16 protein-coding genes and 1 pseudogene are annotated in these 15,106 nt (G+C 65.7%); 2 read left to right on the top strand and 15 right to left on the bottom strand.

All coding sequences use genetic code 11. The features are described from left to right. Positions 1-220: 220 nt before the first annotated feature. From ABD378_RS28665 to ABD378_RS28630, 8 genes and pseudogenes are all read right to left on the bottom strand, one after another. Positions 221-922: a ribonuclease HII gene (locus ABD378_RS28665; protein WP_344525306.1), complete on the bottom strand. Its 702-nt coding sequence runs from the start codon at positions 920-922 to the stop codon at positions 221-223. 46 nt (positions 923-968) lie between these two features. Then, entirely contained in the window at positions 969-1,583 is a 615-nt protein-coding gene (locus tag ABD378_RS28660; RefSeq protein ID WP_344525304.1) for a TetR/AcrR family transcriptional regulator, read from the bottom strand. 397 nt (positions 1,584-1,980) lie between these two features. Continuing rightward, positions 1,981-3,888: pseudogene (locus ABD378_RS28655) on the bottom strand (recombinase family protein); the annotation flags it as partial. Between the two features lie 277 nt (positions 3,889-4,165). Continuing rightward, the gene (locus tag ABD378_RS28650) at positions 4,166-5,620 is read right to left on the bottom strand and encodes a replication initiator (protein WP_344525300.1); all 1,455 of its coding nucleotides are present in this window, start codon (positions 5,618-5,620) and stop codon (positions 4,166-4,168) included. Between the two features lie 183 nt (positions 5,621-5,803). Then, entirely contained in the window at positions 5,804-5,995 is a 192-nt protein-coding gene (locus tag ABD378_RS28645; protein ID WP_344525298.1) for a hypothetical protein, read from the bottom strand. Continuing rightward, entirely contained in the window at positions 5,992-7,323 is a 1,332-nt protein-coding gene (locus tag ABD378_RS28640) for an FtsK/SpoIIIE domain-containing protein (RefSeq protein WP_344525296.1), read from the bottom strand. The genes ABD378_RS28645 and ABD378_RS28640 overlap by 4 nt, the downstream gene beginning before the upstream one ends. A 43-nt stretch (positions 7,324-7,366) precedes the next feature. Next, the gene (locus ABD378_RS28635; protein ID WP_344525294.1) at positions 7,367-7,765 is read right to left on the bottom strand and encodes a hypothetical protein; all 399 of its coding nucleotides are present in this window, start codon (positions 7,763-7,765) and stop codon (positions 7,367-7,369) included. After that, positions 7,765-8,142 carry a hypothetical protein gene (locus ABD378_RS28630; RefSeq protein WP_344525292.1) on the bottom strand — a complete coding sequence of 126 codons (378 nt, stop codon included), beginning with the start codon at positions 8,140-8,142 and terminating at the stop codon, positions 7,765-7,767. The genes ABD378_RS28635 and ABD378_RS28630 overlap by 1 nt, the downstream gene beginning before the upstream one ends. Positions 8,143-8,348: 206 nt before the next feature. Between ABD378_RS28630 and ABD378_RS28625 the strand changes: the two genes are divergently transcribed. Both ABD378_RS28625 and ABD378_RS28620 read left to right on the top strand, forming a co-directional pair. Further along, positions 8,349-9,152 carry a GntR family transcriptional regulator gene (locus tag ABD378_RS28625; protein ID WP_344525290.1) on the top strand — a complete coding sequence of 268 codons (804 nt, stop codon included), beginning with the start codon at positions 8,349-8,351 and terminating at the stop codon, positions 9,150-9,152. A 429-nt stretch (positions 9,153-9,581) separates the two neighbouring features. Further along, positions 9,582-9,854, top strand: a complete 273-nt coding sequence (locus ABD378_RS28620) for a transposase (RefSeq protein ID WP_425583873.1) — start codon at positions 9,582-9,584, stop codon at positions 9,852-9,854. Between the two features lie 103 nt (positions 9,855-9,957). Here ABD378_RS28620 and ABD378_RS28615 read toward each other — a convergent pair whose 3' ends face one another. The 7 genes from ABD378_RS28615 to ABD378_RS28585 form a co-directional block, all read right to left on the bottom strand. Beyond that, positions 9,958-10,281, bottom strand: a complete 324-nt coding sequence (locus ABD378_RS28615; protein WP_344525288.1) for a chaplin family protein — start codon at positions 10,279-10,281, stop codon at positions 9,958-9,960. Positions 10,282-10,538: 257 nt separating this feature from the next. Continuing rightward, positions 10,539-10,811, bottom strand: a complete 273-nt coding sequence (locus tag ABD378_RS28610; RefSeq protein ID WP_344525286.1) for a hypothetical protein — start codon at positions 10,809-10,811, stop codon at positions 10,539-10,541. A gap of 393 nt (positions 10,812-11,204) precedes the next feature. Continuing rightward, complete coding sequence (locus ABD378_RS28605) at positions 11,205-11,480, bottom strand: SH3 domain-containing protein (protein WP_344525284.1); 276 nt, start codon at positions 11,478-11,480, stop codon at positions 11,205-11,207. Positions 11,481-11,818: 338 nt separating this feature from the next. After that, positions 11,819-12,958 carry a methyltransferase domain-containing protein gene (locus tag ABD378_RS28600; RefSeq protein WP_344525282.1) on the bottom strand — a complete coding sequence of 380 codons (1,140 nt, stop codon included), beginning with the start codon at positions 12,956-12,958 and terminating at the stop codon, positions 11,819-11,821. Between the two features lie 14 nt (positions 12,959-12,972). Then, on the bottom strand, positions 12,973-13,926 hold the full coding sequence (locus tag ABD378_RS28595; RefSeq protein ID WP_344525280.1) for a radical SAM/SPASM domain-containing protein: 954 nt from the start codon (positions 13,924-13,926) through the stop codon (positions 12,973-12,975). A gap of 497 nt (positions 13,927-14,423) precedes the next feature. Further along, positions 14,424-14,804 (bottom strand): hypothetical protein, encoded by a 381-nt coding sequence (locus tag ABD378_RS28590; protein WP_344525278.1) that lies wholly within the window; start codon positions 14,802-14,804, stop codon positions 14,424-14,426. Beyond that, positions 14,801-15,025 carry a hypothetical protein gene (locus ABD378_RS28585; protein ID WP_344525276.1) on the bottom strand — a complete coding sequence of 75 codons (225 nt, stop codon included), beginning with the start codon at positions 15,023-15,025 and terminating at the stop codon, positions 14,801-14,803. The genes ABD378_RS28590 and ABD378_RS28585 overlap by 4 nt, the downstream gene beginning before the upstream one ends. Positions 15,026-15,106 lie beyond the last annotated feature (81 nt).

Here is a 15,106-nt window from a genome sequence, read left to right as displayed (position 1 = left end):
CCCGGTCGGCCGGGGTGCGGCGCAGCCGCGGGACGCGGTCCGGGTACGGGGCGGGGGGTCGGCGTGATGCGGCCACTGGCCGGGGTCACGCGGGGACCCTGGGCACTCTCGTGAATCTGAGGCTCCTCGGGACTGAGAGGCATGCGTTGTTGTCTATCAAACGCCGGTGCGCGTGGCATCGGCGGGGGGCACATGAGTGCGAGTGGAACTGCTGAAAACGTCAGAAATCGAAGCCGAGCTGGCCCTCGATTTCCGGAACGCTTCCATCCGCCCAGCTGCGGGCCTTCTTGAGGTGCCGCCACTGGGGCAGCGCATCAAGATACGCCCACGACATCCGGTGGTACGGGGTGGGCCCCCGCTCCGCCAGTGCGGCCTTGTGCACCGGCGACGGATAGCCGGCGTTGGCCGCAAAAGCGAAGTCTGCATGTTCGATACCCAGTTCGGCCATCATTTTGTCGCGCCGAACCTTGGCGATCACCGACGCCGCGGCGACGGCCACACAGGATTGGTCGCCCTTGATCACCGTACGGACCTGCCAGGGAGTCCCGAGGTAGTTGTGCTTACCGTCGAGAATCACCGCTTCCGGACGCACCGGCAGCGCCTCAAGGGCGCGCACCGCGGCGAGCCGCAGCGCGGCGGTCATCCCCATGTCGTCGATCTCCTCGGGCGAGGAGTGGCCAAGGGCATAGGCCGTGACCCAGCTCTCCAGCTCCCCGGCGAGCGTGGTGCGCCGCTTGGGAGTGATCAGCTTGGAATCGGTGAGCCCTTCGGGCGGCCTGCGCAGTCCCGTGATCGCCGCACATACGGTGACCGGTCCCGCCCACGCGCCGCGCCCGACTTCGTCGACACCGGCAACGATCTTCGCTCCGGTGGTAGCGCGAAGGGAGCGCTCGACAGTGTGGGTGGGTGGTTCGTACGGCATGGCACTGACAGCCTACGCCGCAGGATGTCACCCGTGACACCCAGGCCTACCGACGGAGCAGCGGGACCATTACCCGGTCGATCAGTTCGGCGAACTCCTCGTCCCCCCATTCACTTCCGCACACCTTGGAGCGGTACATCATCATCGCCGGAATGACGTCGCACACGTAGGGGTCCACGGCCTCGGCGCGCACCTCTCCGCGCTCGACTCCGCGGCGCACCACCTCTTTGATCAGCTCCACGCTCGGCCCGATGACCCCGTCGAAGATCACTCCATGGAATCGCTCGGCCGACACCGTGTCGCACTCGTGAAGCACTGAACGGAGTGCGAATCCGGGCCGCGAGAACATCGCCGCACGCATCTGCCGGCACAGCTGGAGGAGATCCTCCCGGACGTCGCCGCAGTCCGGCGCGGAGTCGAGTTTCGGAAGACCGGCCTGCAGCGCGTCCACGACGAGGTCCTCCTTGGAGGGCCATCGGCGGTAGACCGCGGCCTTGCCGGTCTGCGCGCCCGCGGCCACACCTTCCATCGTCAGGCCGTTCCAGCCGACGGTGCTGAGCTGCTCGAGCGTGGCCTCGAGGATCGCCCGTTCCAGTACGGGGCCCCGTCGGCGCAGGGAGGCCGTCTGAGCGGAGGCGGCGCTCCAGCGCGAAGTAACCATCGATATCTCTCCGTTGGGAGTTCGAGGCAGTGTCAGTGAACGGTTGCGTTCACTGATGGGGAGTCACTACCGTTGACGAGACAGTGAACGGGGGCGTTCACTAACGCACTTGTGGGGGACCCATAGTGACAACCTCTCAGCTAGCTCGCGATCAAGAACCACAGCCCGGCGCCGCCCGCCGCGAAGGCCGGCCCGGTATCGCCCTGACCGTCATCGCGGCCTGCCAACTCATGGTGGTCCTCGACGCGTCCATTTGATCGTGTGTTGCTGAGTCCTCCAGAAGCAGGCGAGGGTCAACAGCCCCTGAAACCTCCAGATCGGGAAGCTGCACCGCGTTTGATGGCTTCGGTACGGGGACCGTCTCCACACCCGCCAGAGCCGCAACCACGCGCCCCCAAGTGCCGTCTTCAGACCACCGAGCCCACCGCGACATCAGAGACTTGGCCACGCCCCGCTCAAGACGAGCTGCGGCAGGAGCCCACCCTTCAGCGGTCCGTGCCTTCCAAAGAATCGCCTCGACCGACTGCCGCAAGGGGAGGTCCGTCTTCTTCCCTGACCCCCTGCCTGTCCTCTTGACGAGGGGTTCAATCAGCGCCCATCGCGCGTCACAGACTCCAGTAGGGATCTGCTCGCCACGCGCCATGAACCAGGCGCCCACAGCGCATTCAGCCCGAGCCCTCTTTACCGGCACAGGGCCCGCAATCTTTACCCGGATGTCCGCCAGGTCGACAACATCCGACTGCTCCCGCAGGGGCATGTTCGGCATCTCAGCCCGCGCCATCTCTGCGAGAGCACGAAGATCCCGCGCGCGCTCCTCAGCGGCCAACGTCTCCTGTTGCCAGGCGACCGCTTCCCCTCGAAGCGCCTTCAGCCGCTCCAACTCATCCCCCAAGGGCTTGACTGCCTGAGTGACGAGTTGCTGGGCGTCTTTCTCATCCAGACCCATTTGGGCCGCCTGTGTTGCAGTCGTACCCATCACGGTGGCTATGGCACGCTGCTGTACCGATATTTCACCGTCGAGGCTTTCGATTCGGTCGGCGTGCGCGTCATGAAACCCTAGAGTCATGTCCACCCATTCACCAGCCAGGCGCATCAACTCGTCTGTGTTTCGCAGGAGTTGTGTCACCTTTTCCCACACGGCGGCTTCTATCTGACCGGCATATATCTGACTGCACTTGCAGGTTTCCGCTCCTGCGTACTTCTCATTCTTGCCAGAACAGACGTAAGTACGCTCACCCGTCGACGTCTGAACGCGCCCCACATAGTAGGAGCCACACAGGCTATCGATTCGCTTAGACAGCGGATAAACCTGCTTGCCAGATTTCGGCGCACGCCGGGTACTGATTTTCTCCGCAGCCCGCTTGAGCTGCTTTACTTGATACTCAGTAAAGACAGGCTCTAGTCCGATTTCCACCGTCGCCCCATAGACGGGATTTCCCTCGGAATCTACTACTGTCCCCCTGCCGTACCTGGAGTCTCTCGAATTCGCGTCCCGGTACACCTGAATACCTTCGAGCACGGCGCGCGACATGAGGCGCGATTTCAGGTTCTCTCGCGACCAGGGACGACCGGAGCGGTTCAGCATTCCTTCCACATTGAGACGCAGTGCTGCTTCGGTCCAGTCGAGACCGTCATCACTAATCAGCATTCTGGCGTGCCGAAGAGTGATCGCCTCACCTTTGAGGAACCCGTCTTCCTCGAAGATGTCGAGAACGAGACGACTCTCACCCTTCTTTCCCTGATCTTGAATACGCCAGCCGTAAGGAACTGTTCCGCCTACATATCCACCACTTTCGGCTTTTTCTTGCAGACCCCCTTGTGTTCTGTCCCTGATCTTTTCGCGCTCATCCTCTGCGTAGTCCGCAGCTTTGCGCATGCGGGAACGGCCTTCGGGCGTCGTGTTGTAGTAGTCCCCTTTCACGACAGCGACGAAGACTCCGAGCGGGTCTTCCAGCTCCCAGACCCACGGCCAGAATGCCCGTCCGGCTCTTCCGATCGCTCGCTCTTCATGGACCACCACGACATCAAAGGGCCGAGGCTGTTTACGAGCATCCGTCATGAGCCGCTTGAGGTCTTCACGCTCGTTCGCTTGCAGACTTCCGCTCACGCCTTCGTCGGCGTAACGGTCAATGTATTCCCATCCCTTGTCTGCAATATATTTCGTCGTCTTCTTGCCTGTGTAAGCAATTCCGTACCCCTTGGCTTGCTCTTCAGTCGAGACCCGCAGGTACTCAACAGCGCGGAGCCGAACGCCGTTTAAGGGTTGCGCCGCAACATCGATCACGGACGTGAGAGCATGCGTCATGTCAGTCCCTTCGCGACTGGCAGGCCGGTCCTTAGACCGGCCAGGCCCCGGCAGCGTTGCACCGCCGTCGGGGCCGCTCATTGGTCTCCAGGCTAGCCCTTTCGGCCCGCATCACCGAGTGCTGCAACAGGTCAACTTCGCTTATCTGTAGGCGAGTTGGGCTCATCAGCGCGAGGCTTGCCGAACAGGAGGCGCGCCAAGCGCCGCCGCTCAGCCGGTCCCCAATCCGCCGCCCGCCATACGACCCGGATGGTTGGCTTCTTGCCCCCTTCGTCGCTCACGGGTTCCCCGCATCCGCCGTCGACTCCCAACGCCCGTCGTCTCGTGCTTCGCTGCAAAGATCGCGGGCATCCCTAAGGCCCTCTGCGATACCTGCCGCTATCTCAGCCTCAGCGAGGGTGTGACCGGAGCCGACGTAGCGCCAAGCCGAGTCCGTGACTGCACCGTCCGGTATGCCTGCGCCCCCGCTTTGGTGTTCTGCCCGCACGGTGCGCAGTGCTCCGTAGGTGGTGGAGTAGCGGCGTGATTTGGTGAGGACGTGTCCCCTGTAGCCGAGCGCGTGTGTCCAGGAGCGCAGGTTGAGGCTCTCGAGTTCGGGCAGGCCGCCCAGGCGCCAGCAGACGGCCATGAGGGCGCGTAAGTGCGCGTTGACCGGGGCGAGTCGGATGCTCTCGGCATCCGTTATGCGGTAGTCGATGCCGCCCGAGTCGCCGACCGACTTGGAGACGTACTTGGCAACGTAGGCCGCTACCGCGCTATCGGTCACCGCGGATTCCGTGAACGCGTCGCTTCGGATCGGATGCACGTCGAGTTGCCGCCCCCAGTGGATGTCACGCTCCCCCGTGGCTGGCGAGTACGGCGTATGGACTTCCACCATGTCCGCCGCCGACTGCACCGCTTGTTCCAGGAGTTGAGCCGTCGCCCAGGCGGGGGGCGGTGATTCGGGCCCGTCTGGTCCGTCGAGGCGGATGACTGCATGGAAGTGGACGGCTCCGCGTTTCTGGTATTCGGCGACCTTCGCAAACGACAGCGTCAGGTGTTCTTTAAAGGCTGTCTGCGTAACGCCTGCCGCACTAGCTAAATGCCGCCTGACCATGTGGCAAAACCGGTTCCATAGGCGGCCGGCGGAGGCGTGCCAGAGTGCATGCCCGACGTAGTCATAGCAGTCCTGGCATAGCGGCTGGCCCACCGTCGAATCGGTTTCTGCATGCTGCATTCCGCAGCCGACCGGCCGCCCGTGCTTGCATGTGCCGCCATCGCGCCGAGCACGGCAGTACGTGCCCGATTCGGTAGCGCGGTGCACGGCGCCGAACGAGGGCGCGGTGAGGGTGACGAACAGCCGGGGGTGGAGCTGGACCCGCTCGGGGGTGCCCTTGCCGCCGAGCAGGCCGGAGCGGACGAGATGGAAGGTGTCGCCCGCATGCAGGTAGGAGCACGGCTGGCAGCGGGTCTCACGGCGGTTGCGGCAGCGCACCGGGATCCGGCCACCCGGCTCACCGGCTGTGTCGTAGTGGCGCAGCAGGGTGCCGGTTGCGTCATCCACCACGGTCGTTCGGCCGGACAGGTAGATGGGGTGTGCGCAGCCGCCGATGGATTCGATCTGGTCGAGCCAGCGGGCAAATCCCGGCTCTTGTACGAGCCGGATGAAATCGCGTTCAGTGGACGAAAGAAGGCGCAGCCGCTCAGCCTCATTCAGGACCGAGCGGCGCGCCTTAGCGGTTACCGGGTACACAGGGAGGTCCCCTTTCGCGTGGGAAGGGCGTGGCGGTCATGGCGACTCCTGGATTCGACTCGGCTTTTCTCGTCTTTACTGGTCTCAACTGGGTCTATTCTCGGCTCGGAAAGTATGCGTGATGTGTGAGTGAGGATTCTCGATCGCGCCTGTCCTTCGCGGATATCTGCCGGATTGTTGCAGTCAGCCGAAGAGGCCGTTTCCGATGAACAGGAACGTCCACCAGACGGGATATCCCATGGGGGTCATGGCAAGCAGGAATCCCGCCATGCTGATCAGGAAGACCTGATACCAGCGGACCTCTCGGGACCGGGCGACCATGACCGCAAACAGGAACAGGAATGCATCGATGACGTAAATGGTGGACTGCGTCATGCCGCTCCCCCTCCTTTCTGGAGTGCGTCAGGCCGCGACAGGAACGGATGGGCCGGGCCCCTTGTGCGGGCGACTTCGTCGACCTCTTCCGGGGCGACCTGCCGCGACCGTGCGCGCGTCCAACGGCCCCCAGTGGCGACCACGGCAACGCCTTGTTCTTCTTCGGAGATCGTCTGCGCGACGATCACGGCATCGGCGTTGAGGTCGCCCAGCGTCATCTCTGCCGAGGCCTCATCGTGGGCGCGGTGTGCGATCCGGCCGCCGAGCTGTGCGCGCAGGGAGGTGACCCGGGGCCCGAGATCGGAGCCGACGCGTTGCCCGGCCAGCACCAGGTGCACGCCGAGTGCGGCCCCGAGTTGGGCCAGGCGTAACAGCAACGTGCCGCAGTGCTCGGATTCCTCGCGCCCTTCTCGGGATCCGTCGTTCAGGTACAGCTCTGCCAGCTCATCGACGATCACGACGACCGGCACCGGCCGGATGGCTTCGGGCAGAGGCCAGATGGAGCGCACGCCCTCCGCCCGGCACAGCCGCATTCGGGCCTGGATCTCCACGACCATCCGTTCCAGCAGGACGATTGCCTGGCCCCGGTCGATGGCCAGCGCCTCGAAGCGCCCGCCGAACGGGCCCAGTTCCATGCCGCCCTTGCAGTCAATGCCGACCAGGGTGACCCGTTGCGGCGACAGCCCTTTGATCAGCGCCGCCAGGAGCGAGGATTTCCCGCTCTGAGTTGCTCCGGTGACCAGCCAGTGCGGCACCCTCCGCAGGTTGATCAGCCAGGCTTCGCCGTCTTCCACGCGGCCCACGTCCGCCGACAGCAGCGCCGCAGCGGCCCCCTGCCCGGCAGGGCGGTCCCCGGTCAGCGGATCCAGGGCGGTCACGCGCACCAGGACCTGACCCCGGCGGGGTGAGGTGACCCGCACCCCGTGCACCCGCCAGGCGTGTTCCATGGCCCGCCCCGCCGCCAGGTAGGGCGCAGGGGTCTGCCCCGGGTGCATCGCCACGCGGACGAGCAGCCCGTTACGGGTCGGTGAAGGCCAGCCCAGACGCGGAGGCTTGGGCCGCAGCGCTTGGCCCTGCACCACCGTGTCGCGCCCGATGAGCCGCTGATTCGAACGGTTGCTGACCGACATGTTGTTCAGCAGGCACAGCCGCCGCCACGTCCACCACATGCGCAGCACGACACGGGGGTACCCGGTCAGCCACCAGCGCAGCGGCCACGCATTCACGTCGACCCCATGGGCCAACAGCCGGGGCTCCCACCACCGTTGGGTGAGAACTCCGGTGATCAGCAGGGCGGTAAGGATCCACACGATCAGTGAGCCCGGCATCAGCGCCTGCCTTCCAACCAGGCCAACAGCCAGCGAGCCCGCATCATGGCCGCCTCAGCGTGCACGGCGTCATGCTCAGCAGGTACTTGGTCACCGCCGTGTCATCGGCGACGCCGAGCAGCGATTCAGCACCGGCAAGCACCTTGAGATCACGCATCAGGTACTTGAGCACCGCCTGATCACTGTCCGGTCCCTTGGGTACGGATGCGTCGCCCTCGCCGCAGGGTCCGGCCAGCTCGCGCATCTCGCGCGCCATCCGCTCCGCCTCTTCAGCGATCACCCCGGCACACGGACGCGTGCACGCGAAGACCTTCGCCTCATCCACGTCCGGCGCCCTGCCGACTGCTACGTGATCCACGTGCGCACGCAGGAAGTCCGCGCCGCACACCACGCAGGCCGCACCATCCGATTGCGCCGCCGACAGATGCCAGAAATCCATCATCAGGACTCGCCCCCCGACGACTTCCCCCGCGCCCCCGACGACGGCCCAGGACCGCCACCAGGAGCAGCCGGACCGGTCACCGCTGTGATCGCATCCGCCCGGTACGACGTGCCACTACGGCCGTCCACCGACCACGCGTTCGCGACAAGGTTCGTGATCTTGACTTCCGCACCGGCCATGATGCCCGTCGGCTGGATACCGGAGACCACCACATCGATGGCCTCCACCCGGCGCCCCTGCGCGGGCACCACCGTGACACTGGTGACCCACTGAAGGTTGCCCTCCCGGTCCCGGCGCTGCTCGCCCTCCGGGTTCAGGCGCGGCTCAGGTGCGATCGAGCACCGCATAGGCCCCAGCCGTGCCGTGTCTATCGGCATGGTCTGCATGATCTGCCCTCTCCACTCGTCTCATTCGGTCATCCACTCATTCGGATGAGTGGATGAACCATGGTGGGTGGCTGTCCAGTCATGCGTCAACCACTTATGCTCATGAGTGGAGAAGTGGCCCACTAGCACACGGCACTGACAGCGAGCCCAGCCCGAACCGTCCGGCCGTCCACCTGACCCGCAGGGAGCGAGCTCTCATGACAGCCCGAAAGCACGTACAGCGACCGGAGCCGATGTACATGGTCGTCGCGCGCGAGCTAGCCAACGAGATCAAGGAAGGCCGCTACGAGCCGGGGCAACTCCTGCCGTCCGAAAATGAGTTGGTGGAGATGTTCGGAGTCGGCAAGGCGACCGTCCGCCAGGCCGTAGCGGAGCTGCGCGGCATGGGCCTGGTCTACTCCCGCCAGGGGAAGGGCGTGATCGTCCGCGAGCGGGACAGCGCCGCCCGGAGCCTGCGGGTAGACCGGTCAATCCAGCGCGCGGGCAAGGTCTGGCAGATGCCGGACATGACCGAGGTGGAACCGCCCGCCGTCTCGCGGATCACCCTGGACGGCATGCCCGCAGCGCTCCTTGACCAGGCCGACCAGGACGCCATCAGCGTGGATCGCCTCATCCATGACCCCGAGAGCGGAGCCAGGATGGCGCACCGGATGCTCATCCCGATGGCCACCGCCGCCGACACGCCCTCTCTCGCCGAGGTGCCCACCGCCCCGGTCAGTGATCTCTATCGCCAGCTCTCCGACGCCGGGCACGCCCTCGCCTTCACCGAGGAAGTCACCGCCCGCACCCCCTTCCCGGACGAGCGGAGCACCCTGCAGCTCGTCCCGGACGCGAGCCCGCTGCTGATCACTTACCGCATCACCAGCGACGCCGACAACGGCCGTCCGCTCTTGTGCGAGGAGCTGCGGGCCCCCGCCGCGACATGCCGCCTCAGCTTCCCCGTGACGCCGACGAAGGCAGCCGCCAAGCGGACCCCACGGAGCCGACCCGCATCGGAGTAACTTCGCTTTACTTGCTCAAGGGCGCGCCTTCGGCGCGCCGGGCAGCACCGCCCGCACCGGCCGGGCGTGCGGCCTTCGGCCGGTCCCGTCCGCACGGACGGACCGCCCGGCACCACCCCGCACCCGAGCAGCAGCAAAGCCCCCGCGGATTCACCACGGGGGCCCTTTCGTCTGCCCTGGCCCTCACCGGTAAGTCACCGGCCACCGCCAGGCCTTCGCCACCGCACGAGCACAGGCCAGCTCCCGCCGCATGAACGGCCGTTCCCGCCGCGCCAATCGCTCCGGGACTCTTCATGATCCAAGTCACTGGGAGCGGTGGCCGGCCACGGGCCCTGGGGGCCCTTTTGGCAGGCCCCCTCCCCTCAACCCCACTAAGCCGGGGGGTGATCCACCGTCGGCGACCGCAGGCGCACGTTTCCTTCAAAGGCATTGGCAGCGTGGCTGAGACCGGGAAGTGGTGCAGCGAGCCAGGTTCGGTCAGAGGTCGACCGCAGGCCGCAGGGGGCTGACTTTCGGTGGTGCAGGCCCAAGGACACCACCGGTTTTGTTGTCGTCCCCCGGCGCTGGGTCATCGAACGGAGCCTCGCCTGGATGATGAACGCCCGCCGCCATGCCCGCGACTACGAACGGCTCGTCCAGCACTCTGAAACCCTCATCACCTGGGCCGCCATCACTCTCATGACTCGCCGCATCACCCGCTGACCAGCCCGGTCCGAAGCCATGGTCCACCTCGCGATGATCGACCTCATGGCCCGCCGCCTCACCGGCGAAGCCACCCCCAACTGGCGCGGAACCTGACCCGGGATCAAACCCTATTCAAGACCTCCACGAAGGGCCGCGCCTCGATGAGAAGGCCGACAACTACTAGGTCCGGCTTCATGTCGGCGCCGCCGCACTGGTTGAAGGGACTGCCGACCGGCAGCCCGGCGAGGTTGCCGTCGACGGCTCCGGTTCCGTGGGTCGTTGCTCCATCTGCGCGGGTGCCGTGATGGTTGGTACAGCTGGTGCCGAAGGCTGGTGACAGGAAGTCCCCGACCCCTCCCGCAGCCACCGGCGAGGCCGTGGCCAGTGTCGCGCCTGCCGCTGTGGCGGTGAGCGCGAACGTGGTGGCTGTCTTACGCATGGTCATGCCCGGAAGAACGATCACTGATCACTGCGGTCACGGGTCTGGTGGAGCTTCCAAACAGCTTCTCAGCCCTTGTTGCAGTCCCGCGCATGATCCCGCGCAGCGAACATCGCAGGCCCCGCACCCGTGATCCGGATCGGCCGACGGCATCCCTCGCAGCGGATGAAGTTCCCCTGCACGGTCACCCGCTTGTCCTTCCGATTACGCCACTCACGAGCCATCTCGTCATCCCCTTCTGTCCGTTGACCGGCCCCAGGCCCTCAGCCCGATCGCCGGTCCTCCGCTAACTCGCCCAGTAACTGAGCGATCTCCCTGACTCCCTCGGGCCGCATCCAGACCACCGACTCGCCCCGGATGCCCGTGTGCGGGACGGCCCGCACCAGGTGACTGTCGATACCCAGAGCCTCGGCAGCTTCGTTGACTTCGGTCGCCGCCTCATCCGCAGCGCACCAGGCAGCGACGTAGTCAACGTCTGCCACCCACACCGCGTCATCCGGCTCCCCGCCGTAGCCCGATCCCCGTTGGCTCGCCATTGCGTACTCACTCCTCAAGGCGGCATATGCCGCCATCGCATCTGCAACCAACTACGTTGCAGATGGCCTGAGTTCGCAGCACTCAGGCCCGTATTCCCCCGGCGATGCCAAGTCTGCTACAGCCCGTGATGTTTCTGAATGCCAATCACACAAATATTCCAACGCCGCATGCGACTAATTGATCACTCGGGCCGCACGCCACAGGCTCACCATCCGCCCCACCAGGCCTGATAGCGGCAACCCCCTTCAGGTCACGGCGAGTTGAACAACCAATGATCCTGGCCAGAGCCACTCCACGGGGAGCCCACATTGAGCCAGGCGCCAGCGCGGCCCCCTCCCTGTCGATACAGAGAGGGGGCCGCATCCTTACGGGCTCACCCGCCAGCCAGGCCGTCAGTACAGGTACGAGCCCACGACCCAGCCGACATAACCACCCGGCAGACCACCCGCCGAACCGCCGCTCAGAACCACCCGGTACCAGGACTGCCCTCCGCTGTCCTGCTTCAGCCCGATCAGCTTCATCCGGTCACCGGTGTAGAGCTGACCGAGAACCCCGTTGCCGGTACCCGGACCCGTGCGCACCCGCAGCCCATCGACCGTGGCCCGCACATGCTCACCCCGCGTCAGCCGCCCATCCGCAAGGCCGTTGTCGACCCTGGGCGGAGCCACGGCGGCACCGCTGGAACCATTCGGCCCCGGAAGGGGCATCGCGGACGCTGCCACCACTCCCACAGTTCCCAGCCCCAGCACCGCCGTGCCAGCAACGACCAGCGCACGCAGACCCTTACGGCTTCCCATCATCTGACTGCCTCTCAGTTCGCAACCACGACGAGCAGTCACCGCATGTTCCCCGGTTGACCACTCATCCGAATGAGTCACCAGAATGGAGCAGCCCTCGGCGTCAGGTCAACCACTTATCCGAATGAGTACCTCGCAGACGAAGCCCCGCGCAGCTCCGGGGTCCGGGGAGTTGCGCGGGGCGTTCGTGGTCCAGCTACATGGGGGCGTCAGGCACGCTCCCCAAGGGTGACGGACCAGGCGCCACGACTGATGTGGCAGATTCCGTCAGGGTCGATGCGCACGCGAGCCCCGGAGAGCGGGAGTCCGCCCTCAGTGTTCAGACGGTTGCGGACGCGTTCGAGGGCATCCCACAGGCGACGGGGGCCGCCCTGGTGGACGGTCGGCGAGTCAGACCAGACGCCTTGGGCGCGCGCCCAGGAGCCGTCAGCGTGCACCATCCACGCCGTGCGGAGATGGTCTGCCCCCTCCCAGAATCGGTGTTCGATCCCCGGCGAGGTCAGCTCAAGCATGGACCACACGTCCCACGCCTCCCGCACGTTCAGCACCGGATACCGGCCCGTGGTGATCTCCTCGCCCTCCTGGTCGCGGATCTCAGTGAACCGTTCGCTCAGTCCGGGCGCGTAGTCCTCGCCGTGGCGGGTGCGCATGAACCCTGCACGCTCTTGCTCCACCCTGCCCACCGCTCCCCCATCGGCCACCTTGTCGGCAGTGATGATCAGCCCGGTACCCGCCAAGGTGGTGACGAGCCGCCCGCCCAGTCGAAGCGCGGACAAGCACGAGGCAGGCACGGGATTGAGGGACACGGTCGCGATGATCCGGTCATAGCTACCGGAGAGCGGCCCCGTGATGTCGCAGACAGCCATGTTCGGATGCAGGCCGATGGAGTCCAGCCGCCCAGCCGCCGTCTTCACCAGGTGCGCATCCACATCCAGGCTCGTCACCTGACGGTCCTGGAGCCGTCGGCACGCAAGAGCCGTGCCGTAGCCGGAACCCGTCGTCACCAAGATGTGCGAGTCATCAGCGATCATCGCGTACCGGTACAAGTCCAAGACCAGACTCGGCAGCGTCGATGACGACGTAGGTAGCCCGCTCGCGGTCGGCTCCGTTGCGAGGTCGGCGTGCACGGCACCGACGCGAGTAACCAGGGTCCTGTTTGCGTACACGGTGGACAGCCACGCTTCACGGTCGGCAGACCCGTTCCGCAGCGTCCATTGACCCGCGTTGTTGGCCCACCAGTTCGGCACGAACAGATGCCGGGGAGTAGCCGCCAAGGGCGCGTGCCAGCGCGATACGGGGTGTGCCACCCCGTCAGCGAGTCGCTCCGCGTAGGGCTCCCAATCGTTCATGGCGTGCCGCCCTCTCAGTAAGACGGATTGCAGGCTGGCGTCTCCGCTGGAGAGCAGTCGTCGCCATCCTGGTCAGGATTGCACCCCGTCGCCTTCCCCTCTCTCACGCCGGGTGACGGCGTGCACGAGTCCTCAGCGGGGGTGCAGGTCTGCGGAATGCAGCTGCCGTCCCTCTTCGGGATCACGGCCATGCGCTCTCGCCACTCAGCTCCGTTCAGGATCTCGGCAAGAGTCTGGTGTCGGAGGTCGCCAGAGGTGAGCCACCGCGACATCACACACGGGGTCACCACGCCGTGAGGGTTGATGGCTGCGCGGTCCGTCCCGCACCGGCCGCACAGTTCAGCCGGATTGTGGACCTGAAGAGTGCCGGACTCACCGTTTCCGATGGCCCGGACTCGGTCTGCTCGGATCTCGCCTGTTACTCCGATGCGCCGCAGCTCAGCCCGCGCGGAGTCGACCCGCTGTCCGTCGAGGACATGCACGAGGGAGGCGCGCAGCGGGATTCCTCGCCGGGTTGCCTCAATGATGTTCGCCTTGGTGCGGCCGTACGATCCACGTCCCCCGGTGATCTTCTCGTGTTCCTGCGCGCTGTCGCTGTAGTAGCTCGTCGCCAGGCGGACACCCGGACGCTCGAAAACGTCCCACATCGACGGGCGGATGTGGACGAGATTGGTGAAGACCTCAACCCCCATGCCCAGGCTCAACGCGCGTTCGATGAGCTGCGGCAGGTACGGGTGGAGCGTCGGTTCGCCACCGATGTACTGCACCATCCCGACCCCGAGCCCCGCCGCCTGGTCGAGCAGCTCGAACCAATCCTCACGCGACATACTGCCGTGATTGCCGCTCGGTCCCGACTGGGCGTAGCAGTGAGACGCGCAGGTGTTCTGACACTGGCCTGTGATCTCTAGTGCAAGCGAACTGATCTGACTCCTAGCCGTGTTGGCTGCACTGTCCATGATCACTGTCACGGTGGCACTCCCTTGGTGTCGTTGTGTCCTTCGGTCCTTGCGGGCCCTTCTCAACCGCCGACAGTCGAGGAGGGGGGTCTGGCCCGCTCTGGTCGTTGTCCTCGGCCGCGTGGGAGGAGCAACCAGAGCGGGCCCTATCCGCCGCCGCTGCGGAACCGCCCGCGTACAGCAGGGGCGGAGCCTGGGTTGTGACCACCCCCGGCAGGACCGAGGCGGCGTCCTCAAGGTCCGGCCGGGGGTGGCGTCTTAGCGAGCGCTCAAGGCGCTCAGGTCCCGTTGATGGAGCTGAAGCCCAACGATGTGGTTCAACTCGCTGATACACGTTGCGCAGCCGTATATGTCTGCGGTCCCCGCAGGCGCCGATACGGTGCCGATCCAGAGCACCCATACCTGCGCGCGGCGGCAGTAGAGCATGCACAGCCCCGTGATCCACTGATTGCTTCGCCGAGACCGCACGTAGATCAGTTCTGCGGGCGGCTCAGCAAGATCGGGACCAGTCACCGAGGCGCCCCGATCTGAGTACGTCGGTAGACAGTCCCTGGGCGAACCATCACCCACGGGCCGTGCCCCTCAAGCTCAAGGATCTTGCCGCCACTTTCAGACTTGCATCTCATGTCGAGGATCTGGCGGTAGGCGCCTGCCACCCACACGTAGTCGTGCACCTGAACACCACTCGGAAGGGCCTTGACGGGGGTGGTGCCGGAAGGCGCCTCCCGGTCCACTGCGTCTACTGCTGGCATGCAGTGCTCGACCCGGGCAACCCACTGCGCGCCCGCTTCGGTCTCCACGTTGAGTGCTGCTCCGACGACGTTGAGGACTGTGGCGAAGGACCTACGCCGCCGCTCCCAAATCTCGTCGCCCGCTGCGTACTTGGTCACCGGACTTCACTCCCCAAGGCGCGGCAGAGCTGGTGACCCTCGGCAAGGGTCACTGCACCGAGGTGGATCTGGGGTTCCACGGGGCCCCAGTCCACCCTCATCTGAGGGAGCGTCATCCCATGACCCTTGAATGCCATGGTCAGAGCCTCAAAGGTGTCCTGGACGATGTTGCCCTCTGCCTCTTCTTCACGGAGGTCTTCGGCCTGCTGTGGGGAGTCCATCGGAGAGCCCTTCGGATCTGTACGTTCTACGTCACTGTGTGTACTCCACGGTGGACCCAACGCGAGTAGCCTTCATAGGGG

The organism is Streptomyces rectiviolaceus (assembly GCF_039533825.1).
Classification (GTDB): Bacteria; Actinomycetota; Actinomycetes; order Streptomycetales; family Streptomycetaceae; genus Streptomyces; species Streptomyces rectiviolaceus.
This window is presented reverse-complemented; position numbering and strand designations above follow the sequence as displayed.